Source organism: Promicromonospora sp. NPDC090134 (genome assembly GCF_044746965.1).
Taxonomy (GTDB): Bacteria; Actinomycetota; Actinomycetes; order Actinomycetales; family Cellulomonadaceae; genus Promicromonospora.
The window spans coordinates 716,829-741,217 of sequence record NZ_JBIVCZ010000002.1; the positions used below are offsets into that span (position 1 = coordinate 716,829).

General features: G+C 70.7%; 18 protein-coding genes. 10 read left to right on the top strand and 8 right to left on the bottom strand.

The annotated features are described in order from the left end of the window. Nucleotides 1–20 precede the first annotated feature (20 nt). Nucleotides 21–860: a purine-nucleoside phosphorylase gene (locus tag ACIPN7_RS09585; protein WP_400540373.1), complete on the top strand. Its 840-nt coding sequence runs from the start codon at nt 21–23 to the stop codon at nt 858–860. 77 nt (nt 861–937) lie between these two features. Further along, nucleotides 938–2,647 (top strand): phospho-sugar mutase, encoded by a 1,710-nt coding sequence (locus tag ACIPN7_RS09590; protein ID WP_400540436.1) that lies wholly within the window; start codon nt 938–940, stop codon nt 2,645–2,647. 84 nt (nt 2,648–2,731) lie between these two features. On the opposite strand, the gene ACIPN7_RS09595 is transcribed toward ACIPN7_RS09590, so the two are convergent. Continuing rightward, complete coding sequence (locus tag ACIPN7_RS09595; RefSeq protein ID WP_400540375.1) at nt 2,732–3,802, bottom strand: LCP family protein; 1,071 nt, start codon at nt 3,800–3,802, stop codon at nt 2,732–2,734. Between the two features lie 122 nt (nt 3,803–3,924). On the opposite strand from ACIPN7_RS09595, the gene ACIPN7_RS09600 reads away from it, so the two are divergent. From ACIPN7_RS09600 to ACIPN7_RS09635, 8 genes are read left to right on the top strand one after another with little or no spacing between them, the layout of a single operon-like run. Next, nucleotides 3,925–5,235, top strand: a complete 1,311-nt coding sequence (locus ACIPN7_RS09600; protein WP_400540377.1) for a glycosyltransferase family 4 protein — start codon at nt 3,925–3,927, stop codon at nt 5,233–5,235. Then, nucleotides 5,235–6,956: a glycosyltransferase gene (locus ACIPN7_RS09605; RefSeq protein WP_400540378.1), complete on the top strand. Its 1,722-nt coding sequence runs from the start codon at nt 5,235–5,237 to the stop codon at nt 6,954–6,956. The genes ACIPN7_RS09600 and ACIPN7_RS09605 overlap by 1 nt, the downstream gene beginning before the upstream one ends. Then, a complete protein-coding gene (locus tag ACIPN7_RS09610) occupies nt 6,953–7,852 on the top strand; it encodes an ABC transporter permease (RefSeq protein ID WP_400540380.1) in 900 nt (299 codons plus the stop codon). Before ACIPN7_RS09605 ends, ACIPN7_RS09610 begins: the two co-directional genes overlap by 4 nt. Then, nucleotides 7,842–8,978 (top strand): ABC transporter ATP-binding protein, encoded by a 1,137-nt coding sequence (locus ACIPN7_RS09615; RefSeq protein WP_400540382.1) that lies wholly within the window; start codon nt 7,842–7,844, stop codon nt 8,976–8,978. Before ACIPN7_RS09610 ends, ACIPN7_RS09615 begins: the two co-directional genes overlap by 11 nt. A 14-nt stretch (nt 8,979–8,992) precedes the next feature. Next, nucleotides 8,993–10,168, top strand: coding sequence for a non-hydrolyzing UDP-N-acetylglucosamine 2-epimerase (wecB, locus tag ACIPN7_RS09620; RefSeq protein WP_400540438.1), 1,176 nt, complete (start codon nt 8,993–8,995; stop codon nt 10,166–10,168). Further along, nucleotides 10,165–11,466, top strand: coding sequence for a DUF6270 domain-containing protein (locus tag ACIPN7_RS09625; protein ID WP_400540384.1), 1,302 nt, complete (start codon nt 10,165–10,167; stop codon nt 11,464–11,466). The genes wecB and ACIPN7_RS09625 overlap by 4 nt, the downstream gene beginning before the upstream one ends. Beyond that, on the top strand, nt 11,466–11,996 hold the full coding sequence (locus tag ACIPN7_RS09630) for an acyltransferase (protein ID WP_400540386.1): 531 nt from the start codon (nt 11,466–11,468) through the stop codon (nt 11,994–11,996). Before ACIPN7_RS09625 ends, ACIPN7_RS09630 begins: the two co-directional genes overlap by 1 nt. 21 nt (nt 11,997–12,017) lie before the next feature. After that, entirely contained in the window at nt 12,018–14,399 is a 2,382-nt protein-coding gene (locus ACIPN7_RS09635; RefSeq protein ID WP_400540388.1) for a polysaccharide lyase 8 family protein, read from the top strand. Here ACIPN7_RS09635 and ACIPN7_RS09640 read toward each other — a convergent pair. The 7 genes from ACIPN7_RS09640 to ACIPN7_RS09670 all read right to left on the bottom strand — a co-directional run. Beyond that, on the bottom strand, nt 14,396–15,388 hold the full coding sequence (locus tag ACIPN7_RS09640) for a hypothetical protein (RefSeq protein ID WP_400540390.1): 993 nt from the start codon (nt 15,386–15,388) through the stop codon (nt 14,396–14,398). The genes ACIPN7_RS09635 and ACIPN7_RS09640 overlap by 4 nt on opposite strands. Continuing rightward, nucleotides 15,381–16,439 (bottom strand): glycosyltransferase family 4 protein, encoded by a 1,059-nt coding sequence (locus tag ACIPN7_RS09645; RefSeq protein ID WP_400540391.1) that lies wholly within the window; start codon nt 16,437–16,439, stop codon nt 15,381–15,383. The genes ACIPN7_RS09640 and ACIPN7_RS09645 overlap by 8 nt, the downstream gene beginning before the upstream one ends. A gap of 3 nt (nt 16,440–16,442) precedes the next feature. Continuing rightward, nucleotides 16,443–17,975 carry a polysaccharide pyruvyl transferase family protein gene (locus ACIPN7_RS09650; RefSeq protein ID WP_400540440.1) on the bottom strand — a complete coding sequence of 511 codons (1,533 nt, stop codon included), beginning with the start codon at nt 17,973–17,975 and terminating at the stop codon, nt 16,443–16,445. Further along, nucleotides 17,972–20,749 (bottom strand): glycosyltransferase family 2 protein, encoded by a 2,778-nt coding sequence (locus ACIPN7_RS09655; protein ID WP_400540393.1) that lies wholly within the window; start codon nt 20,747–20,749, stop codon nt 17,972–17,974. Before ACIPN7_RS09655 ends, ACIPN7_RS09650 begins: the two co-directional genes overlap by 4 nt. A gap of 97 nt (nt 20,750–20,846) precedes the next feature. After that, nucleotides 20,847–22,097, bottom strand: a complete 1,251-nt coding sequence (gene wecC, locus ACIPN7_RS09660; protein ID WP_400540394.1) for a UDP-N-acetyl-D-mannosamine dehydrogenase — start codon at nt 22,095–22,097, stop codon at nt 20,847–20,849. A 21-nt stretch (nt 22,098–22,118) separates the two neighbouring features. Further along, entirely contained in the window at nt 22,119–23,954 is a 1,836-nt protein-coding gene (locus tag ACIPN7_RS09665) for a glycosyltransferase (protein ID WP_400540396.1), read from the bottom strand. 313 nt (nt 23,955–24,267) lie between these two features. Further along, on the bottom strand, nt 24,268–24,389 hold a 122-nt coding region (locus ACIPN7_RS09670; protein ID WP_400540442.1), incomplete at its 5' end, for a hypothetical protein.

Sequence of the window (24,389 nt, forward strand, 5' to 3'; positions counted from 1 at the left end):
AGTGGCGATAACCTCGGACCATGAGTACGGAGCCAGATCTGGACGACCCCACGACCGACCCGTTCGACGTCGCTGCCGCCGCCGCCGAGTACATCGCTGCCAAGACCGGGGTGCCGGGGCACGACATCGCCCTCGTGCTCGGTTCCGGGTGGGGCGGTGCGGCCGAGCTGATCGGCGACGTCGTCGCGGAGATCCCCACCGCGGAGATCCCCGGCTTCGTGAAGCCCGCCGTCGAGGGCCACCGGTCCACCACGCGCTCCATCCGCATCGAGCGGCCCGACGGCGCCGTCCGGCACGCGCTCGTGCTCGGCTCGCGCACGCACCTCTACGAGGGCCTCGGCGCCCGCCGCGTGGTGCACGGCGTCCGCACCGCCGCGGCCGCCGGCTGCGAGACGGTCATCCTCACCAACGGCTGCGGCAGCGTGCACATCGGCTGGCGTCCCGGCCAGCCGGTCCTGATCAAGGACCACCTGAACCTCACGGGGCAGACGCCGCTGGAGGGCGCCAAGTTCGCCGACATGACGGACGTGTACACGCCGCGCCTGCGCGACGTTGCCCGGACCGTCGACCCGGACCTGCCCGAGGGCGTGTACGCGCAGTTCCACGGCCCGCAGTACGAGACGCCGGCCGAGGTGAAGATGGCGTCCCTGATGGGCGCCGACCTGGTCGGCATGTCCACCGCGCTCGAGGCCATCGCCGCCCGGCACTGCCGGATGGACGTGCTCGGCATCTCCCTGGCCACCAACCTGGCCGCGGGGATCAGCCCCCACCCGCTCTCCCACGAGGAGGTGCTTGAGGCAGGCAAGGAGGCAGGGCCGCGCATCAGCGACCTGCTCGCGCGAGTGATCAAGCAGATCTGACGCCCGTGGCCACCGACCTGCCGACCGCCACCGGGGCCCCCTCGGCCCCCGATCTCGTCGCGCGCGCCGAGGCCTGGATGGCCGCCGACGTCGACGAGTCCGACATCGAGGAGCTGCGCAGCCTCGTCGCCCGGACCGGCGACGAGAACATGGGCCACCTGGCCGTCGCCGAGCTCGCCGACCGGTTCTCGGGCCCGCTCCAGTTCGGGACGGCGGGCCTGCGCGGCGCGATGGCGGCCGGGCCCAACCGGATGAACCGCGCCGTGGTGATCGCCGCCGCGGCGGGGCTCGGCGCGTTCCTCCAGGCGGAGGCTGCCGGCGTGCCGCCGCGCGTCGTGGTGGGCTACGACGCCCGCTACCGCTCCGCCGACTTCGCCCGCGACACCGCAGCCGTGCTGGTCGCGGCCGGGGCCGAGGTGCTGCTCATGCCGGCGCCCGGGCCCACCCCGGTGCTCGCGTTCGCCGTGCGCCACCTGGGCGCCGACGCCGGCGTCATGGTCACCGCGAGCCACAACCCCGCCGCCGACAACGGCTACAAGGTGTACCTGGGCGGGCGGGTCGTCGCGGGGCCCGGGCAGGGCGCGCAGATCGTCCCGCCGTACGACGCCCGGATCGCCGGCGAGATCGCCCACGTGGGCGCCGCCAAGGACGTGCCGCGCGCCGAGTCCGGGTGGACCGTGCTCGGCCCGGAGATCACCGACGAGTACCACCGGGCGGTGGCCACGCTGCACGACGGCGAGCCGCGCACCAAGCTTCGCGTCGTCACCACCTCGCTGCACGGCGTGGGCGGCGCCGCGATCGCCCGCGTGCTCGCGGAGGCGGGCTTCGCCGACGTCGTGCCGGTGGAGGAGCAGGTCGCACCCGACCCGGACTTCCCCACCGTCGCCTTCCCCAACCCGGAGGAGCCGGGCGCGATCGACATGGCGCTGGCCCTGGCGCAGGACGCCCACGCGAACCTCGTCATCGCCAACGACCCGGACGCCGACCGCTGCGCGGTCGCCGTGTTCGACCCGCAGTACGGCACCTACCAGGGCGCCGAGACGGCGGGGTCGCAGGGTTGGCGCATGCTGCACGGCGACGAGGTCGGCATGCTGCTGGGCTGGGACGCGGCCGAGCGAGCCGTGCGCGCCGGCACCGGCGGCACGCTGGCCTGCTCGATCGTGTCGTCGCGGGCGCTGGCCGCCATCGCGAACCACTACGGCCTGCAGCACGCCACGACGCTCACCGGGTTCAAGTGGATCTCGCGCAGCCCGGGCCTCGTGTTCGGGTACGAGGAGGCGCTGGGCTACTGCGTCGACCCCGTGCACGTACGGGACAAGGACGGGCTGTCCGCGGCGGTCGCCGTCGCGCAGCTGGCCAACCGGCGGGCGAACGAGGGCCGCACGCTCCTGGACCAGCTCGACGACGTCGCGCGGGCCTGCGGGCTGCACGTCACGGGACAGGTGTCGGCGCGGTTCGAGGACCTCGCCCGGATCGAGACGACCATGACGTGGCTGCGCAACGCGCCGCCGTCGGAGCTGGCGGGCTCGCCCGTGAACTCCGTCCGGGACCTCGCCGAGGGGCTGAACGGCCTGCCTCCCACGGACGGCGTGGTGCTGCTGACCGTCGACGACACCCGCGTGATCGTGCGCCCCAGCGGCACCGAGCCCAAGGTCAAGTGCTACATCGAGGTCGTCGCGCCGATCGACCCCGCGGCGTCCGCCGAGGAGCTCTCCACGGCGCGCGTGGCGGCCCGTCAGCGCCTCGCCCTGGTGCAGGCGGACCTCCGCTCGATCCTGGGCCTCTGAGCGGCCCGTAGACCGCCGTACGAGACAGGCCGGGCCCGCCCGCTCCCGAGGGAGCGGGAGGGCCCGGCCTGATCTGTGGAGCCGCTACTTCACGACGGCGGGCAGCACGTCCATGGTGCCCTCGTTGGCGACCAGGAAGTCGGGCAGCTCGTCCGCGGCCACGGCCTGCATGAGCGGGTCGAGCTTCGCGCGGTCGAGCACCACGATCGACTGCCCGTCCGCGCTGCGCCCCGTGCCCGAGTAGGGGGCGGTCATGAACGTGATGTCCTTCGTCGAGATGTCCTGCGCGCTCTGGAACAGCTCCTGCATCCGGTCGAACGTGAACGCCTCGTCCACGGCGACGGAGCTGGTGACGGCCCCGAGGAACGAGGCCATCTTCAGCGGGTCGCTCCGGTTGTTGTTGGCCTTGGCCACGATGGCCCGCATCCAGGCCTGCTGCCGCTGCACGCGACCGAAGTCGCCGTTGGCCAGGGCGTGGCGCTCACGGGCGAAGGCGAGCGCCTCCTCGCCCGTCATGGCCTGACGCACCGAGCCGCCCGCGCCGTCGGGCACCGTGATCTCGACGCCGTCCAGGGAGTCGGTCAGCGTGGTGAAGGACTCGAAGTCGGTCACCGCGAAGTGGTCGATGCGCACACCCGTGAGGTCCTCGACGGTCTGGATCATCAGGCTCGGGCCGCCGTAGGAGAACGCGGCGTTGATCTTGGCCTCGCCGTAGCCGGGGATGGGCACCCAGGAGTCGCGGGGGATGGAGATGGCCGCGGCGGTCTGCCGGTCGGCGGACAGGTGCACGAGCATGATCGCGTCGGTGCGCTGGGCTCCGGCCTCCCAGGCCGACGGGTCGCCGGCGGAGATCCGGCTGTCGGAGCCGAGCACCAGGATGTTCACGGGGGCGGTCGGCCCCTCCACGGGGGCGGCGCTGGGCCGGGTCGAGGGGTCAATGCCCTCGAACGCGTCGAGCCGCTCCACGTTGCCGTCGAGCGAGGACCGGTAACCGAACCAGGCTGCGGTCGCGCCGCCGCCCACCAGCAGCAGGGCGCCGACGACGATTCCGGCCACGAAACCCTTGCCCCGCCGGTTGCGCCGCGCGTGACGCAGACCCCCGTCCACGGGGTTGGGTGCGGAGAGATAGTCGTTCATTCGATCGGGTGCGGCCATGGCCGGTGATCTTAGTCGCGATTTCGGCTACTACGCTTATGCGTGCACCGCAACCGGAGAAAGCGCTTGCGGGTGAATTCCGATAAACCTCGGCCAGCCGCCGAACAGAGAGGAGAGTCCGCGTGGTCGCACGCGCCAGACGCCCGCAGAACCGCGCGATTCTCCTCGTCACACACCACTACGCACCCGAGTCCGGAGCACCGCAGAGGCGCTGGGGAGCCCTGGCCGGGCACCTGGTACCAGCGGGTTATCCAGTCGCGGTCCTGACGCCCCCACCGCACTACCCCTCGGGAAAGATCACCCATAATTCACCCGCTTTCCTGCCCGGTTCGGTAACCACCGGTACCCATGGCGAGAAGATCATCCGGGTGAATTTCCGCGAGCATTCCCACGGGCTCGGTTCGCGCGTCGCGGACCAGGTCGTCGCCGCCGTCAGCTCGGTGCTGCGCGGCGTGCGGCCGTCCGCGGGCCGGCCCGCCGTCGTGATCGCCACCGTTCCGGGCATCCCGAGCGTCGTGGCCGGCTGGGCCCTCGCCCGCTGGCACCGGGCCCGCCTGATCGTGGAGATGCGCGACGCCTGGCCCGACCTGATCGAGCCCAGCGGCATCCTGCTGCGCCGAGGCCGGACGGGCGACCTGCGCCGCGTGGTCCGCGACCTCGCGGCGCGCGTGGTGCACCGCACCGTCACCCGGTTGCAGGCCCGGGCGGACCTCGTGGTCACCACGACCGCCGCGTTCGCCGAGGTGCTGCGCTCCCGCGGCGTCCGGAACGTCGCGGTGGTGCGCAACGGCACGGCGTTCGAGCCGGTCCGGGAGCACACCCCCGTCGTCCTCGGCGACCGGCCCCTGCGCGTCGTGTACGCGGGCACCGTCGGCCGGTCGCAGGGCCTGGACGTCGCGGTCCGGGCCGCCGCCCTGGTCCAGGAGCGCGGGTACGCGCTGGACGTGCGGATCGTGGGGCACGGCAACGAGCTGGAGCCGCTGCGCCGGCTGGCCGCCGAGCTCGGCGCCCCCGTGCGCGTGGAGCCGTCCGTGCCGTCCACCCAGGTGCGCGAGCTGTACGCCTGGGCCGACACCACGGTCGTCTCCCTGCGGGACTGGGCCCCGTTCGAGTGGACCGTCCCGTCCAAGTTGTACGAGGTCATGGCGTCGGGCGTCGTCGCGTCGGCGTGCCTCGCGGGCGAGGCGGCCAGCCTCGTCTCGGCGAACGGCGCGGGCGCCGTGGTACGCCCCGGCGACGTCGAGGGCCTCGCCGACCTGTGGTGCGGCTGGCTGTCCGACGGCGTGGTGCCCGCCGCCTCGCCCGACGCCGCCGCGTGGGTCGCCGAGCACGCGAGCGACGAGGTGCTGGGCCACCGCTACGCGGAGCTGCTCGACGAGCTGCTCCCCCACCCGCTGCGGCCCGAGCCCGCCGACCGAGGGGCCCGGTACTGATGGCACGACCGTTCCGGCGCGCGGGCGAGCTCGCGCGCAACCTGCGCTTCACCACGTCCTTCGTGGCCCGTACCGTGGTCGAGGACCCGCTGTGGCTCGCCGTCCAGGCCGCCCGGCGGGCGCCCGAGCGGGTGCGTCGCCCACTGGTGGGCGCCCTGCGCCTCGCGCCGACGCCGTCCGCGCGGCACGCCCTCGGGAGCATGCTCGCGGGCGACACCACGGGCGCCGCCGGTGAGGCGGAGGCGCTGCTGGCGCGCCCCGCAGGCCGGAGCCGGCGGATCGCGGCGGAGGTCGCGGTGGCGGTGGGCCGTCCCGAGCTGGTCGACGGCGTCGCCGCGGCGGGCCCCGCGCGCTACCGCGCGGCCTGGCTGCTGGGCGACGTCGAATCGATCGGGCCGGACGCGCCGGCCGGGCTGCGCGCCCAGGTGGCCGAGCTGCGGCCCGCATCCGGGGACGAGGCGGCAGCGGCCGCCCGCGCCGCGGGGACGACGTCGGGCGCGCTCACCGTGCTGCACCACCTGACCAACTCGCTGCCGCACACCCAGAGCGGCTACACGCTGCGCTCGCACGCGATCCTCGTGGCGCAGCGCGCGCACGGGCTGGCGGCGTCGGCAACGACGCGGCCGGGATACCCGCTGACCATCGGCTCGCTCGCGGCGCGCGGCACGGACGTCGTGGACGGCGTCGCCTACCGCCGGCTGGTCCCGGCCCGCGCGGAGCCCGACGCCGCACGCCGCGCCGCGCACGAGACGGACCTGCTGGTCGCGGCCGCCCGCGAGGTCGGGGCGGACGTGCTGCACACCACCACGCCGTCGGCCGTCGGGTCGCTGGCCCGGGCCGCCGCGCGGCGCGCCGGGATCCCGTGGGTCTACGAGGTCCGCGGGCTGCCGGAGGAGACCTGGGTCGCCGCGCACGGCACGGCGGAGGCCCGGGCGCGGGCGGCGGCGTCCCGCCGTCGGGCACTGATGCAGGCGAAGGAGACCGAGCTGGCGCTGGCCGCGGACGCGGTGGTGACGCTCAGCGGCACGATGCGCGACGCGCTCGTGGCGCGGGGCGTGCCCGCCGGGCACATCACGGTGGTGCCGAACGCGGTGCCGGACGCGCTGCTCACCGCGCACCACCCCACGCCTGAGGCGGCGCGCGCTGCCCTGGGGCTGCCCTCCGGCCCCGCCATCGGGACCGTGAGCAGCCTGGTCGACTACGAGGGCCTGGAGACCGTGGTCCGGACGGTCGCGACGCTCCGCGCGCGGGGCCACGACGTGACGGGCCTGCTGGTCGGCGACGGCGTCTCGCGGCCCGGCCTGGCCCGGCTCGCGCGCGAGCTCGGGGTGGCCGACCATGTGGTGCTCCCGGGCCGGGTGCCGCCCGCCGTCGCGCTGACGTGGCTGGCCGCCCTCGACGTCGTGCTGGTGCCCCGGCGCGACCACGAGGTGACGCGCCTGGTCACGCCGCTCAAGCCGGTCGAGGCCATGGCGGTGGGACGGCCGGTGGTGGCGAGCGCGCTGCCCGCGCTCGTCGAGGCGGTGGGCGGTGCGGGACTGCACGTCGACGCCGGCGACCTGGAGGGCTGGGCCGACGCCGTCGGCTCGCTCCTGGGCGACGCCGGACGGCGGGCCGAGCTGGTGGAGCTGGGCCACGGGGTGGCTACGGAGAGGACATGGGTGCGTAACGCGGAGACCTACCTGGGCGTCTACCGGCAGTGCCTGGGGGTGACGGCATGAGCGCGGGTCCCGAGACCGGGTCGTACGCGGCCCTGTTCGACGCCTCACCGACGACGACGAAGCTGGTGACGCTCGGCAACCTGTCGCGCGTGGGAGCGCGACCGCCGCTCGGGCAGTACGTGCGGCTCCTGTGGGAGCGCCGGCACTTCCTGTGGGCGGACGCCCGCGCGAAGGTCGCCAGCGGGACCCGGCAGAGCCTGCTGGGCAAGGCCTGGCTGGTGCTGAACCCGCTGATCGACGGGACGGTCTACTACCTGGTGTTCGGCGTGCTGATGAAGAGCTCGCACGGCATCGACAACTTCATCGGCTATCTACTGATCGGCGTGTTCCTCTTCCAGTTCACCACGCAATCGATCAACGGTGGCGCGCGGTCGGTGCAGACCGGAAAGAACCTGATCCGGGCGTTCACCTTCCCACGTGCGGCGCTGCCCATCTCCGTGGTGCTGCGCAACCTGCTCAACCTCGGGCCCACGCTGGTCACCCTCGCCGCGCTGATCTACCTCACGGCGCCGGCCGAGCAGTACACCTGGCGCATCGCACTGGTCCCCGTCGCCCTGGCACTCCAGGTCATGTTCACCACGGGGCTCGCGCTCCTGGTGGCGCGATGGGCAGCCGCTCTGCCGGACATCACCAACCTCATCGGCATGGTGATGCGCGTCTGGCTGTACGCCTCGGCGGTGTTCTTCTCGTTCGACAACCTCATTGACGACCCCGTCCAGCGGATGTGGCTGGAGGCGAACCCCATGTTCATCGTGCTGGACATCGTGCGGGACTGCGTGCTGTATGCCACGACGCCCGACCTGATCCGCTGGGTTTGGCTCGGCGGCTGGAGCGTGGGGCTGCTCGTCGTCGGGTTCGTCGTCTTCTGGCGGGCGGAGGAGAGCTATGGCCGCTGACCTCGACTACCCGATGCCCCCGCCGCTGGGCCAGAACGGCCCGGCGTCGATGCCTCTGCCCGCTCAGTCGGCTTCGCGCCCGCTCACCGGCGCCATCCCGATGTCCGTCCAGGCGCCGCCGCACACCGGCCAGCTCGCCACGGTGGGGCCCCGGTCAGGGAGCACTCCCGTGCTGTGGCCTACCGTGGCGGTGCAGGGCCTGCGGATGTTCTACCGGACGCCGTCCACGGACACGACCAACGGCCGGCGGGCCAAGGTGAAGCGCGCGGTGCTCAACGTGCTGGGCCAGGAGCCCAAGGTGACGGTGCGCGCCCTGACGGACATCTCGTTCGTCGCGAACTCCGGCGAGCAGATCGGCCTCGTGGGACAGAACGGCTCCGGCAAGAGCACCCTCCTGCGGATCATCGCGGGCCTGGAGAAGCCCACCAAGGGTCAGGTGCTCGCCGAGAGCACGCCGGTGCTCATCGGCGTGAACGCCGCCCTGGTGCCCGACCTGCCCGGCGAGGAGAACGTGCGCCTGGGCTGCCTGGCCATGGGGCTGTCCCCGGCCGAGGCCGAGGCCGCGATCCCGGACGTCATCGAGCTGGCCGGCCTGGGCAAGTCCATCTATCTGCCCATGCGCACCTACTCCTCGGGTATGGCGGCACGTCTGCGCTTCGCCATCGCGACGGCGGCACGCCCGCACATCCTGCTCATCGACGAGGCCCTGGCCACCGGCGACGCCGCGTTCAAGGAGCGCAGCGAGGCCCGGATGACGAGGCTCCGGGAGCAGGCGGGAACGGTGTTCCTGGTGAGCCACGCGGCGCAGACCATCGAGGAGTCCTGCACTCGCGCCATCTGGCTGCACCACGGACGTCTGGTGCTCGACGGCGAAGCGCAGGACGTCGCCGTCCGCTACCGCAAGTGGGCCTGGGCCTTCGCCAAGGACCAGCCCGACGAGGCCAGGCGGATCCTCGAGGAGGCGTTCGCCGAACGCCGGGAGACGCAGGTTCGGATCGACGCGCCGGAACCGCCCAAGGGGCGGGTGCGGGAACGGCACGCGCGGCCGACCGGCCGCGACGCCAAGCAGGCCGCGGCCGCCGCCGCCCGTGCCGCGGCCATCCGCGCGGAGAGGAGCGATCTGTGAGCCGCCCGCTCGTCATGACGGTCTACGGGACGCGGCCGGAGGCCATCAAGGTGGCCCCGGTCATCACGGCGCTCGAGGCCGACGACCGGTTCGACTCCGTGACCGTGGTAACCGGCCAGCACCGCGAGATGCTCGACCAGGTCAACGAGGTCTTCGGCATCGTGCCCGACCACGACCTCGACGTCATGAGCCACGGCCAGACGCTCGGCCAGATCTTCGCGCGCGTCATGTCCCGGCTCGACCCGATCCTGGAGGCCCGGCGGCCCGACGTCGTCCTCGTCCAGGGTGACACGTCGACCTCGACGGCGGCCGCGCTGGCCGCGTTCTACCGGCGGATCCCGGTGGTGCACCTGGAGGCGGGCCTGCGCAGCGGCGACATCATGTCGCCGTTCCCGGAGGAGGCGAACCGGAAGATCACCTCCCAGATCGCCTCGCTGCACCTCGCGCCGACCCTGCGCAGCCTGGCCAACCTCGTGGCGGAGGGCGTCAAGCTCGAGGACATCGCCGTGACCGGCAATACCGTCATCGACGCCCTGTACCTCGCCGTGGAGCGCCGGACGGCGTTCACGGACGCAGCCGTCGAGCGGGTCGCGGCGTCGGGCCGCCGGATCGTGCTGGTGACCACGCACCGACGGGAGAACTGGGGCGCTGCGATGGAGGGAGTGGGCCGCGCCCTCGCGCGGATCGCCCGCCGGTTCCCCGGCACCGAGATCGTGCTGCCGGTGCACCGCAACCCCGTGGTGCGTGACGCCGTGCTGCCGCACCTCGACGGGCTGGCGAACGTCACGGTGACCGAGCCGCTCGGGTACGGCGAGTTCACGCACCTGCTGTCGCTCTCGACGCTGGTGCTCACCGACTCGGGCGGGCTCCAGGAGGAGGCGCCAAGCCTGGGCAAGCCGGTGCTCGTCATGCGCGACAACACGGAGCGCCCCGAGGCGGTCGAGGCCGGCACCGCCCGGCTCATCGGCACCGACGAGGAGCGCATCGTCGCCGAGGTGAACCGGCTGCTGACCAACGACACGGCCTACGCGGCCATGGCGCAGGCCATCAACCCGTACGGTGACGGACGCAGCGCGAGCCGGGTGCTGGACGCGACGGCACGCATGCTCGCACCCGAGCTGCCCGGCCTGCTGCCGGACCTCGACCTGGACGAAGAATTCACTGCCGTTACTGCAGAGGGTGGAGCATGAGCAAGACCAGGGTCTTTATCTATGGCTCGTGCGTGTCACGAGACACGTTCGAGCACTTCGATCCGGAGCAGTTCGAGCTGGTCCAGTACGTGGCCAGGCAGTCGGTGCTCAGCGCGTACACGAAGCCCGTCGAGCTCATGGCTCCGCCCACGCTGGAGTCCCGCTTCCAGCAGCGGATGGTCACCGGCGACTTCTCCTCCAGCCTCCGGTCGCTGCTGTCCACCCATGGCTCGGCCACCGATCTCGTGCTCGTGGACTTGACGGACGAGCGACTCGGTGCGTACCTACTGCCCGACGGGTCGATGGTGACCCGCTCGGTCGAGCTCATCGAATCGGGTGCGGAGCAGTACCTGCCCCAGGGCACCCAGCACATCGCGTTCGGCACCCAGCAGCACTTCGAGTACTGGAGCACCGCGATGAACTACATCGGCGAGCGCGTCCAGCACCACATGCCGCAGGCGACGACCGTGCTGCTCGACATCGCATGGGCGGAGTGGTCCGAGAGCGGGACGCAGACGCCTGACAGCTTCGGTCTGAAGGCCTCGGAAGCCAACGCGATCTTCCGGCCCTACGTCCAGGTCGCCACCCAGGCCTTGGGTGCTCACGTGGTGTCGATGGACCCTGCCGAGGTCATGTCCGGGCCGCACCACCCGTGGGGGGACGCGCCGTTCCACTACGCGGAGAAGGTGTACCTGGAGACGGTGCGCCGGCTGACGGGGACCGAGGGGCGGGTGGTGTGGGGGCCCGGGAGCGAGGCCGCCGCGTTGCCGACGGGCGCCGGGTACTCCGGGAGCAACAGGGCTGTCCGCGGGGCTGACAACCCTCCGGCATCCGACCTGACGCCGGAGGACAAGATCCGCGGCAACCAGCTCGCGGCCGTGTGCGGCTGGCTCCGCAAGGAGCTCCCCGGACACTGGACCAAGCACGCGGTGTGGAAGGACACCGTCTCTGCGCACGACTTCGTGGCGCAGGGGATCACCTTCGCGTTCGACATCCATGCCAAGGACAACACCTTCGTCGTCGACATCGTCGTCCGCGACAAGCAGTACCTTCCCTACCTCGAAGCCCTGCTCCGGGCAGGTGACATCGCGTTCAAGGACATCGGTGACAAGTCCGACCGGGTCCACTTCACGCGTGTGGGCATGGTCAACGAGATCGTCGACGAGGCCACGATCAAGAAGCTCGTCACCGCGATCAAGAAGGCACGGCGCGCCATCGACCAAGAGGGCAGAGCGCCCATGGACGTGACGTCACCCGCGCTGTACGGGAAGACCGACGCTCGACGGGCGTTCGCCTGATGGCGATCGAGCTCGGTACCGGCGCGACCGTCCACAGTTCGGCGACCCTGATGCACTCCGACGACCGCACCATCAAGATCGGTGCGCACTCGCACGTCACCAGGGACGTCGACATCCTCGGCCCGGTGACCATCGAGAACGACGTCTACGTCAACCGTGGTGTCTACATCCGACCCCACACGGTGATCGGAGCGCGCACCGCTATCGGGCCGTTCTCACGGATCGTGTCGGACACACACACGATCGGCCCGGCCGAACGCAGGGCCGGACCGGTTCGGTGGGACGGCATCACCATCGGGTCAGGGTGCTGGATCGGTGCGTCGGTCACCATCCTCGCGGGTGTGACCATCGGCGACGGAGCCGTGGTGGCCGCCGGTGCGGTCGTCACCGCGGACGTACCGCCGAACACGGTCGTCGGAGGCGTTCCTGCACGAGTGATCCGTGAGCTTCCCCCAGGTGTGCCGGACGACCTCGCCCGCCCAGCGACCCTCGCATCAGCCGAGGGCGGAGGCGAACATGTCCCGAGCTGAGGTCGCCGTCCGGCTCCAGCCATGACCCGGGAGAAGCCGAAGCACGGGTTGATCACCCGTCGCACGGTGCTGGTCGGCGCAGCCGCATTGACCGGTGCCGCGGCGCTCACCGTGGCGACACCACAGCAGGCGACGGAGGCGCTCGGTGCCCTGCAGGAGCGATGGATCACGCATCTTGTCGGCACTTCGCGTGACGGACGGGGCGTGCAGGCGGCACGAAGCCGAGTCGCTGACCGTGCCCGGGACCTCCTCGGGCGAACGACGAGCGGCAGCGGCCCACGTGTCTTCGACGACCTCGTGCTCGACCCCACGACCAACTCCGCCCACCTCACCGAGACCCTGCACAGGCTGCGGGCGATGACGATCGCGTGGGCCACGCCGCACACATCGACCCATCGCTCGGAACCCCTGCTCGCTGCCATCCTGGAAGGGCTCCGGCAGATGGACGACCAGGTCTACCGCAGCGACCCGCCCGCCTCCGCCTGGACCAACTGGTGGGACCGTGAGATCGGCAGCCCCCAGGCTCTGGCCGACTGCCTCGTCCTGCTGGACGGGGTGCTCACCGAGGACACGCGCAACGCGTACGCCCGGACGATCGCGCGAGCAGTTCCCGATCCCACGCGATACGACGGGCCCGACTCGCAGACGCACCAGGCCACCGGTGCGAACCTCGTCGACCTCTGCCGCACGGTCCTGGTGCACGGCCTGGTCACAAGGGACCCCGGCCGGATCGGCGACACCGCGGCAGCCCTGCGCCTCGCATGCCAGTTCGCCGACGAGGGTGACGGCCTTCATCGGGACGGCTCGTACCTCCAGCACTCGGTAGTGCCGTACACCGGGGCCTACGGGGTGACCTGGCTCGAGGGCGTCTCTCGGATCGCATGGTTGCTCATGGGGACGCGCTGGCAGCTCGACCGGGAGTCGCTGGACGTGCTCCGGTTCGCCGTCGACGACACGTTCGCCCCGGTCATCCACGACGGACGGCTCATGAGCTTCGTACGCGGCCGCGAGATCTCCCGGGAGCGATCGACGGAGCACTCCGCGGCCGCCACCGCCATGGTGGCAATGCTGCGCCTCGCGCAGCTGCCTCAGCTCTCCCCGCGGACCGTCCGGTCCTGGAGGGAGCGCTGCAGGGGCTGGGTGGACCGGTCCCGCCCCGACTACGACCCGTTCCAGGGGACGGACGTCTCGACGGCGCAGGCCCTCGCTGATCTGCTCGACACCGACCGTGGCGCCGCGCTCCCGGAGCCCGACTCGAGCGTCGTCTTCCCCGACTCGGCGCGTGCCGTCCACCGGCGCTCGGGCTGGGCCTTCGCGGTGTCGATGGCCGCAGAGCACGTCGCGCGCTACGAGCTGATGAACGGCGAGAACCTCCGGGCCGCCCACACCGGTGCCGGCATGACCTACCTCTACGACGGTGACGACGGACAGTTCACCGACCAGTTCTGGCCGACGGTCGACCCCAACCGTCTACCGGGCACCACCGTGGTCCAGGCACCCGTGGCTCCCGACCAGCGCGTTCCGTCGCCGCTGGCGGTCGGTGCCTGGGCCGGGGGCGCCGTGCTGGACACGTACCTGGCAGCCGCCATGACGGTCTCCGGTGCGGCATCCGACCTGACCGGCTACGCGTCGTGGTTCTGCTTCGACGACTACGTGCTCGCGCTCGGTACCGGGCTGAGCTCCGGTGCGGCCGAGGCGGTCGAGACGACCGTGGAGAACCGGCTGTTCCACGCTGGCAACATCGGCAGTCTGACGGTCGACGGCGAGCAGGCCGTGAGCGAACCCGGAGACACCCGCACCTGGCAGAACCCGGACTGGGCTCATCTCGAGGGCGTCGGCGGATATGTCTTCCTCGGGGACGCCGCCGTGCGCGCGGAGCACCGGCAACGGTCGGGAAGCTGGGCCGACGTGAACGAGGCGGGCAGCACAGAGGCCGTGACCCGCACCTACGTCTCGATCGTGATCGAGCACGGCACTCGCCCTTCGGCGGCGAGCTATGCCTACCTGGTGGTTCCAGGGGCGACGGCCGCTGAGACGGCCGCGCTGGCCGGACGGAGGGACATCTGGGTCGGGGCGGCGCGCCCTGCGCACCACCTCGTGTCCCAGGACGGCAGTGGGATCACGATGGCGACGTTCTGGCAGCCCGGAGAAGTCCCGGGCCTCCGTTCGGACGCACCGTGCTCCGTCGTCACCCGCGAGTCCGACGACGGTCTCACGGTCGCCGTGGCCGACCTCGCCCGCCGCGCGGCCCCGATCCGGCTCGTGCTGTCCGGCAAGGGGCGGTTGCGTCCGGGCGACGCCGACGGATCTGTCACGGTCCGGTCCTTCGGCTCCGACCTCGAGCTCACCGTGCGGCCGGCGGCGGCCGGCCGCACGGTCGTCGCCCGGCTCCGCACGAGCTAACGCGACGGTCCCGACCGGAGCTCGGGCCGGTCCGGGAAGAAGGCACCGAACTCCCCGGCGAGATCGCGGATCGTCTCCTCGGCCGTTCTTCCGCCCAGCATGAGCTGGACGGCCCGCACGGTGACGTCCCGCGGCGGGGAGACGTGACCCTGACCCCAGCTCCCGATCGCGGCCACCGCCGGACCTCGGTGATAGGCGGGCAGGTCCGGCAGGAGCTCCAGCCCACGACGCTCGACATACGGCCTGAAGTGTGCCCGGACGTGCCAGTCGCTGCCGTTCTGGAGGAGCAGAACCCTCGACGTGTCGTCCGGGTCACCCACGACGGTTCTGATCCCGCGCTCGTCGAAGTAGTCGCGGATCTTCTCACGGTCGTCGTCGACCGCAGGATCGAGGTAGGCGACCGGAGAAGCCGGGTACGCACTGCGCAGGTACGCGGAGATCGTTTCCGGCACATACCGCAGGACGTCCGATTGCGGGTTCCAGCAGAAGACCTGAGCGCGCGGACCGATCGCCTGGGCGGCGGACAGCGCGGCGAACCCGCCGCCGCTGCCGCCGACGAGAAGCAGGTCGACGTCGTAGCGCTCGGCGATCCCCTTGAGGAGGCGGTGCAGCGCAGCCGTGGCCTCGAACTCAGAGCAGCCGGCGTACCAGGCCAACGTCAGGTCCCCGTGGTCGCTGATCGTCGGGTCCGCGACCATGATCGACGACGTGCCGATCTCGGCGCTGATGTTCAGTCCCGAGAAGTACGGTCCGAGCGCACCGTCACGGTCCTTCGTGAGTCCCAGGAAAAACACGGGTATCGCACGCTGACGCGTGGCACCGAGCGGCTCTCCGTTGAACCCAAGGTCGATCGTCCCGCCGGCATACGTGACGGAGTGCAGCCCCGAGCCGTGCTGCGGCCTCGAGAGGAAGGCCTCGGAGCTCACCCAGCGGTGGACCGGACGGCCCCACTGGACGAAGTCGACGGGCGAGTGCTCGTGCTCAGACATGAAGCAGCTCCGCGAAGTCCGCGGCCATGTCGTGCATCGTGTAGGCCGCCGCGAACTCCTTGGCGGCCCGTGTCCGCGCACCACCCTGCCTGTCGAAGCACCGCTCGACGGCTGCGGCGAGCGCCGCCGGCCTGTCCTCGGCCTCCGCGTCGAAGAACTCGACCCACGCCTGGTCGCCGTAGTCCGTCATCAGGTGGGGCAGAGCGGGCACCACGCACGGAACACCCATGGTCGAGGCGAGCAGCATGCTGCCCGAGTTGAGGATGCGGGTGTACGGGAACGCCAGCACGTCACACGCCGCGGACCAGGTCACGACCTCGTCCTCGGTGAGCTCGGCGTGCCGCCGATAGACAGTGACGCCGGGCGGCAGCGCTTCCTCGATCTCCCGCATCGCCGCAGGATCGGTCTTCCCGGCGAGCAGCAGCGAGACGTTCGGATGCCGCTCGGCGAGCAGTCCCGCCGCCCGGAGCAGAACCCCGACACCCTTGTAGGGCCGGAGGCCACCGACGATCCCCACCACCCGCTCCCCCAGGGGAATCCCCAGGGACTCGCGCACCGCCCGCCGCCCATGCGGCTGGGGATAGATGCCCAGGTAGCTGGCATGAGGGATACGGTGCACCTTTTCGACCGGAATCTCGTAGTGCTCAGCCGCGACGGTCACCGTCTGCGAGTTGAGGACGAGGATCTTCTCGGCGCGCCGAGCGAGCACCTTGGCGAGCTCGACCTCCTCGGCAAGGTACTTGGCATCGTGCGCGACCGTGTTGTGCACGGTCCAGAAGAGCCGCACCCCCCGAGCGGCCGCGCGGCCGAGGGCGGCGTCGAGGGTATTGATCCGAACGCGGAAGTCGGCCGCGTTCAACACCCCGTCCGAGATCGGTCCGGTCCAGTGCACGTGCGCGATGTCCCCTGGCGCCAGACGCCCGAGGTCGTCGATCAGTTCGCCGTAGCGCCAGCGTCCCCTCGCCTGCCACCCCTGGGCGCGCGCCTCGAGGTAGAGCATGTTCAGGTACGGGTTGGTGGTCCAGTACGGGAACGGGTAGATCTGCGGCATCGGTCAAGCACCTTCCTGGCCAGCGGCAACCATGGTCTTGGCTCCGGTCTGGTCGAGCCGAGGCATCTGGTTCGCCCACGCCAAGGGTGTCGACTCCGTGGCGCCGTCGGCGAAGTCGATGTCCAGCACAAGATCGAGGTCCCGCGGATCTCCCCAGCTCACCGGCACGATGATGTCGAGGTCGAGCTGGGCGGCTCCGTTCGGGAGCACCATGCCGCTCACGACGACCACGGCGTTCCCGTTCACCAGGCGGGCCTCCTCGATCGGCCGTGCCGAGTCGACAAGCTGTACGAAGAAGCTGAGTACTGTCGAGGAGCGCTGCCGGAACGCCGCGTAGGCACAGGCGGCCAGGCCGGTGTCGGCCCGGCGCACGCCGCTGACGAAGTGCTCCGCGGAGCCTGAGAGTACGGCGCGGTCGGCGTCGCGCAGGCCCACCGCGAGCTGGTCGGAACGCACGTCCGGGTAGAACCACTGACGGAGTTCGGTGAGCCGGTCGAGCATGCCTGCCGGTACCGCGGTATCGACCGACTCGACCGCCTCCCGGAGGTTGGCCTCGTACCGGGCGACATCGGCCGTGATCTCGTGCTTTGTGCTCAGCGAGGTGACCCAGTCAGTGTCACCGACAAGGTGGCCGACCGCGGCGGCTCCCAGCAGGGCGTCGGCTGTGCCTGGTGTGGTCAGCGGAACCGGTCTGGGCGGATCTGCCCCGCCGTTGGAGTCGGGCATCCACAGATCGTGCGGAAAGACGTCCAGGATCGCGTCAGCGTCGTACCGTGGCTCCGGCATCGGACCCAGAGCCAGTGCGTCTTCGAGGGTCCTCGCCACCGGCTCGGAACAACGACCGGTCCCGGCGAGGTAGTCGCGATACTTGAACGGATGCTCGTGCTCGGATGCCACGAACCTCGCAGGAACGCCGAGGGCCTCGGCGACGACGACAGCGTGCAATGACGAACCGACGACGAATCTGCTCACCGCGATCTGGGCCAGCACCGAGTGGATCTGGTCGCGCGGATCCTGGACGAGCACACCGAGGATCCGGGCCTGTGCCGAGAGCTCGTCCCGGTCATTGAGGTTCGGTACGAAGAGCGCGTCCCGGCGGGGTGCGCGAACCAACCCGGCCACTTCTGGCATCAGGTACGGCAAGAGCAGCGCCGGGTCGCCGTAGACGTCAGGCACGTCATGACCGAGCCACCGCAGGTAGCGACGAGTCCACGGGCCGCGCACCGACCGGACGTCCAGTGAACCGGGAAACGTGTCACGGTCAGAAAGGTTCTTGCCGTTGACACCCGTGCCCCACACGACGGCATGCTCCGGCGCGAGGTGCAGGACGGAACCGACGGAGACGAGCGCCCGAGGCGTCCCGTCCGTCGGCGCCGGATCCCTTCCCGCGACCATCCGCGACACCAGCTCGGGGCCAAGGAGGTCGCCGAAGTTCGCGACGGGCGCCCCGTCCCGGACCGGGTTCCAGTGGACCACCGGAACTCCGGACACCCTCGTCGTCGCCGCGCCGTGCCTTGCGCTCTGGTCGACGGTCATCGCCGCGCCCCCTTCACCTGGGCAACGGTGCGCGCCTTGCGCATCCGCTCCACACGCCACTGGACCGCGCGTGTCACGCGCGCCACGCCGCTCTTGTAGGTGCGGAAACCGAGGGCGGACGTCCCGTCCGACCACGGCCTGACGGAACCCGCCGTGCTCGCAGAGGCCCATGTGAGCTGCAACGGCACGTCCACTCGACCGAGCGAGTCCTCCGCGATCACCCTCAGCCGCCAGTCCCAGCCCGCCGCCAGCGTCGACAGGTCCGCGGCCAGTCGCCAGCCGTTCGCATCGACGGTCAGGTTGCCGAAGATCCGCACCCGTTGCTCCTGACGCCTGCCGTGGCTACCGACAACCTCCAGGTGATGCAGAACCACGCCGTCGGGGACCGCGTCACCCTGAAGAGCGACGCTGCGGCCCTTCACGCTGGTGACGTCGGCGGTAAACCGTGGCAGGTAGCGCCAGGAGTCCTGGGCGCGCTGGCGCCAGAGCAGACCGCGGTCCCCGGACCTCATGGCTCGAAACACTCGTTCCTCACGGGCTCCTGGCGTGGTGACGTCCGCCGTCTCCAGACCGGACTCGGCCACGAACTCGCACACCGTGTCGGCAAGGTCGTCCTCCCAGGGCGCGCTGCGGTCCATGAACGGCCGGAGCACGTCGGCGTGGAACACGCGTGCGGCAAGGTCACGGGAGAAACCGGAGGACAGGCCGGCGTCGAGCGCATCGACCATGGTGGTGATGGTCTGCGTCGCGTGCTTGTCGATGCCCTCGGTCTCACGAAGCCAGACCTGCCGGGCGGCCTCGAGGTCACCCCGTGCGATCAGGTGATACACGAGTGCGCGGCGTGGGCCTACGCGGCGCAGCGCCTGCGCGGGAGCGAGTTCGACAAGATCGGCGATCGCCGAGACGACGGCCTCGCGCTCACGGGGAGTGAAACGTGACACGTCATCGCCGAGCAGCTTCCCGACGGTGGACCAGCCGTCAGAGCCGAGCGCCATGTGCCAGTACTCGCGGGTGAGGTCTGATGTCGGATCGTCGGCCAGCACAGCCGCACAGATCCGCTCCTGAGCGAGATACCCGACGGCCGACGCGACACTGCTCAGCGATGCGGTCATCGACGACGCTCCTGGACGAGCACGGTAGTGGTAGACGATCTCTGGTGTGATCGCCAGATGCTCCGCCATCCGAAGCGCCATGGACATCGGAAGAATGTCGTTGCCACGCGGCGTCGTCGGGAAGTGCAGCCGATGCTTCATCCAGAAGTCGCGGCGGATGAAGCGGTTCCAGCAAGTCCTGTTGCGCACCAGCCGCGGTACGAGGTCAATGGTTGTCCGCTCATAGGGACGATCCAGACCGTACTCACGTAGGTTGCTCCACGTCGTGGACGCGTAGAACTTCTGGAAACCGCCGATCGTCACCTCCGCGCCACTCGATGTGGCCGTCGCAAGCATCGCGGAGTACGCACCACGTGGCACGAGATCGTCACCGTCGCAGAAGGTCAGATACGCCCCGCCGGCACGCTCGATCGCCGCATTCCGGGCCTGGGCGCCGCCCCGCCCCGGGTTGCGTATGGCGGTCACCCGCGGGTCGCGAAGCGCCCACGCCTCTAGCTTCTCCCAGGTGCCGTCCGTGGAGTGGTCGTCGACGGCGATGAGCTCGAAGTCCGCCATGTCCTGGGCAAGGATCGATCGCACACACTCGTCGATCCAAGGAGCCACGTCGTGGGTCGGCAGGACCACCGATACGGCCACGAGCGCGGAGCCCGGTTGCGAGAGCGCAGACTCGGGAGTGCCAGCGTCCTTGCCCAGTACACGGAGCAGCACTTCCGGTGTCTCCGACAGTTCACCCAGCCCGGCCTCGCCCGAGAGAACCTCGTGCGCCGTCTCGAGGATCGGGCCCGGAATCCGACGGAGCGTGCTCAGCTCGGCGAGCCGGACCACGTCGCGGATGACAGCAAGGGCAAGCTCCACGACCGTCGCGTCGGTCGCCTCCCGGAGCGGAGCGACACGGTTGCGCACCTCGAAGAGCAGGATCTTCTCGACGAACACCTGCAGTGCCGCGCCATTGCCCGACTCACGGACGACCCTCAGCGCCTCCGCCGTCTGCCGCGCCCAGTCAGCGAGAACGTCCTGTGCGTCAAGGGTCGTCGTGATCGAGCCCGGCCGACGGCGGTAAAGGTAAGTGGTCCGAGGCAGGACATCGATCGATGCCGCTCGCGTGTAGGACTGCGTGCACGGCACGACGTCCTCGCAGAGCGTCGCCTCCGGCCAGACGATCTGCTGCTCCCGGAGGAACGCCGTCCGATAGACCTTGGTCCACACGGTGTGGTCGTAGATCAGTTCTGGGTGCTCGGCGAGCGTGGTCCTTTCGGCACCGATGTCGTAGACGTCGTGCTGGAGGGTCCAGTAGCGCGCCCGTCCGCTCTGTCGCCCGAACTCGTCGGCCCGGGCGGTGACGAAGTCGGAACCCGTTCGCTGCAGAGAAGCGACCATCGCCGCATAGGCACCCGACGGAACGATGTCGTCGCTGTCCGGGAAGGTGACGTACTGCCCTCGCGCTTTGCGGAGCCCCGCGTTCCTGGCCGATCCAGGCCCCAGGTTGGTCTCGTTCTCGATGAGCACGACACTGGGATGACGGTCGCGGAACTCCCTGGCGACCCGCGCCGAACCGTCGGTCGGTGCGTCGAGGACCACGATGATCTCCTGGTCCAGACCCTGCGCAACAACACTGTTCAGGCAGTCGTCCAGCCAGGGTTCGACGTTGTGGGTCGGGATCACGATGGACAGGAGCGGCCCGGAGGCGGTGGCAGGAGTTGTCACCATTGCAGTTGGTCTGCCTTCCTTCTGGATGTCATGACGATCGGCACGGCACCGCTCAGTGCGACTCGGCTGTCATTCCACGCGTGTCGATAACGTTCTTCTGCGCAAGCCGCCCGACCACCGACCGGAAGACCGTGTGGTCCACAAGCAGGAGGTGTGCGTCAGCGTCGGCCAGCGCCTCGTCGGCGTCGACCAGCCGGACGTTCGGCAGGCAGACCAGCTCCGCGGGCAGCTCCTCGATGTTCGGCTCGACCGCCAGCACGGTGGCCTGCGGGAACGTCCTCGCCAGGTCCCGCACGATTTCGACAGCGGGAGACTCGCGCAGGTCGTCGATGTTGGGCTTGAACGCCAGGCCAAACGCGGCTACCACCGGCGATTCGATCCCGGCGACGGCGTCGAGCACCTTGTGCAGCACCCAGCGCGGCTTGGCGTCATTGACCTCGCGAGCCGTTCGGATCAGGCGCGCCTCCTCGGGCGCGGCGTCCACGATGAACCAAGGGTCGACTGCGATGCAGTGTCCGCCGACACCGGGGCCCGGCTGCAGGATGTTCACCCGCGGATGGTGGTTGGCCAGGCGGATGAGTTCCCAGACATTGACGCCGAGACGGTCGGCGACCAGCGACAGCTCGTTGGCGAACGCGATGTTCACGTCACGGAATGAGTTCTCCACGAGCTTGGCCGTCTCGGCGGTCACCGCGTCGGTCAGGAGGATCTCGCCCTGGCAGAACACCTGGTAGAGCTCCCGGGCGCGCTGTGCGGCCTCGGGGGTGAGCCCGCCCACGATACGGTCGTTGGTGACCAGCTCCACCATGATCCGGCCGGGCAGGACGCGCTCGGGGCAGTGTGCGAAGTAGATGACCGGCTTGTCTCCCGAGCCGTCCAGGCTGAGGTCGGGCCGCTGGTCCAGCACCCATTCCGCCATGCGGCGCGTGGTCCCGGGCGGGGACGTGGACTCCAGGACGATCAGTTCACCACCCCGCAGCACAGGCGCGATCGCCTGTGCCGCAGCCTTGATGTAGGAGAGATCCGGCTTGTGGTCATCCATGAAGGGTGTGGGCACGGCCACGATGTACGCATCGGCGGGCTCCGGTGCCGGCACCGCACGGAGCCGACCGGAGGAGACAGCGTCTGATACGTAACCTGCCAGGTCCGGCTCGACGAAGGGCACCTGGCCACGGTTGACCGCCTCCACCGTCGCCGGGCTCACGTCGATGCCCGTCACGGGTACTCCGTTGGCCGCCAGGATCGCAGCCGTCGGCAGACCGATGTATCCGAGGCCGACCACCGCGACGGTGCTGATACCCATTGAGTTCTCTCTTTCGTACGTTCAGAACATGACGTGCGTCGCCGCACGCCCGTAGTGCTGGAGCTCGCCGCTGGCGAGCAGCTCGGCCTCCGTCACGGACCAGGCGTGCCCGCCCGGATCCGATCGCACCTGGATGAAGTTGAAGCGGTCGGCGGCGTAGACGATCCCGCCCGCCTCCACCAAGTCGGTGAGGAACGCCGTGTCCTCCCCGCTCCCCAGCGGGCGGAAGCCCACAGTGGAAGCGGTCTCACGCGCAGCGACGATCGTCGGCCCCATGACCCGGTCCGTGTACCGATGCTCCCGATCCGCGAACCGCAGGATCGTGGCGTCGGCGCCCTCGAGGTACATGTAGTGCGCCTGCTTGCCCACCACGTCCGCGCCCGAGTACGCCAGCGCGTACAGCTGGTCGGACAGGTACTGCGGGCCGTACAGGTCGTCGTCGTCGATCTTGGCCACGACGTCGCCGTCGGCCGCGTCCAGCAGCAGGTTGAGGCAGGTGCCCAGCGGCACGTCCGCCGTCGCCGACAGCAGCTCCAGCGAGCCGACGCCGGCCTCCTTGGCGCGGGCGCGGATGTCGGCGTCGTCCGCCTCGAAGCCGTGCGTGAGCAGCGCGACCTGCAGGTCCACGCCCACCTGGGCGCCGAGCACGCCGAGCACGTGGTCGAGCTGGTGCGGGCGGTTCGTGGAGACCAGGGCGGTCACGGTCGGCCGCGCGACGACGGGTGAGCCGGCCAGGCCCACGTCGGCCAGCACCTTCTGCGAGCGGGCGGCGTAGGTGTGCTCACGCCAGATCCGGCGCTGGCCCTTGTGGACCGCGCGGTCACGCAGCTCGGGCGAGCGCACGAGCGCCCGGATCGTGTGCGCGCCGGCCTCGCGGGTCTCGGCGACGAAGACCTCGTCGCCCGGGAAGTACTCCCCCACGGCCGCGCTCGGCGTCGAGACGACGGCCGTACCGGAGGCGGTGATCTCGAAGATCCGGCGCGCGCACATCGACGGCGAGCCGACCACGGAGTTCACGTTGAGGAAGACCTTGTACTCGCGGTAGGCGGTCAGCATCCGGTCGTAGTCGAGCGAGCCGACGACGCGCCCGTCCAGCGGCGCGGGGAACTGGTACTTCTCGTCCTTCCCGCGGAACCGACTGAAGATCTCCAGGCCGTGCTCCATCTTGGGCGAGACGTCGAGCGCCGCGCCGAGCAACAAGTCCATCTGCTCGCGCCGCTCCGGGTACTTGTGCGCGAAGTACATCCCCGCGAACGCGACGTCCCGCTCCGGGCCGCGGCCGTGCAGCCGCACCGGGTTGTGGATCGCGGGCTGCGCGGCGAACTCCAGCACGCCCACCCGGTCGTGACCCAGGGCCTCGGCATAGGCAGGCACGCGGTCGACGTCGGTGGTGTAGACCCGGTCGAACAGCCGGGCGGCGTCGAGGAAGTCCGCGAAGTGGACCGGGTCCTCCTTGTTCCAGAACACCGTGGGCACGCCCGCCGCACGGCAGGCCTCGACGAGCTCGACGAAGGCAGAGCGCGGGGCCGACGTGCCGGTCAGGTGGTACTGCCACGCGCCGGCGTTGCCGTTCCACGCGGACTCCACGAACAGCAAGTCGAGGCCCGTCGCCAGCTTGTCGCGCCAGGTCTGTGGCGTGAGCGCCACCTGGTCCCACTCGGGCGCGAACGCGAGCCGCGAGAAATCGTCCAGGATGACGCCGACCCGCACGTTACGCGGCCCGCCGACGGTGCCACGCCCCGCGGTGGCAGCACCTGCCGCGGCACCACCTGCCAGGCCGGAAACGGGCCGGTCCGGCCACTGGTCGAACGTCAGGCCGTCCTTCGTCCGGCGCGAGCCGCCCACCTGACCGGCCATCGGGACACGCTGCCTACGCAGATACGTACGCAGTTGGTCGACGCCACCGTGCCGGAGGTGCCACGCGGCGCGACGGAACCGGAGCACCACGCCGTATGCACGATCCTTCACCGCGAGAATGTCCCTGTCTGCCCGAGAGCCGTCAAGATAAGCGGCACCCGTCGGGCGAAAATTACGGCGCCGAAGTTCAAGATGCGCCATTGGTCGACTCATGTTACAAGTGACCCAAGTCTGCCCAAGCCGTTTACGGGTGAAGAGGCTAAGGTTCACCCGGGTGACTTCGGGAGGCGGCGCCCACCAGGATCGAGGGCGTTCAGTCCCGCCGGATCAGCGACAAGATGTCGTCGCGCACCTTCTCCATGATGTCCTGGTCGGCGGCCTCGACGTTCAGCCGCAGCAGCGGCTCGGTGTTGGACGCCCGCAGGTTGAACCACC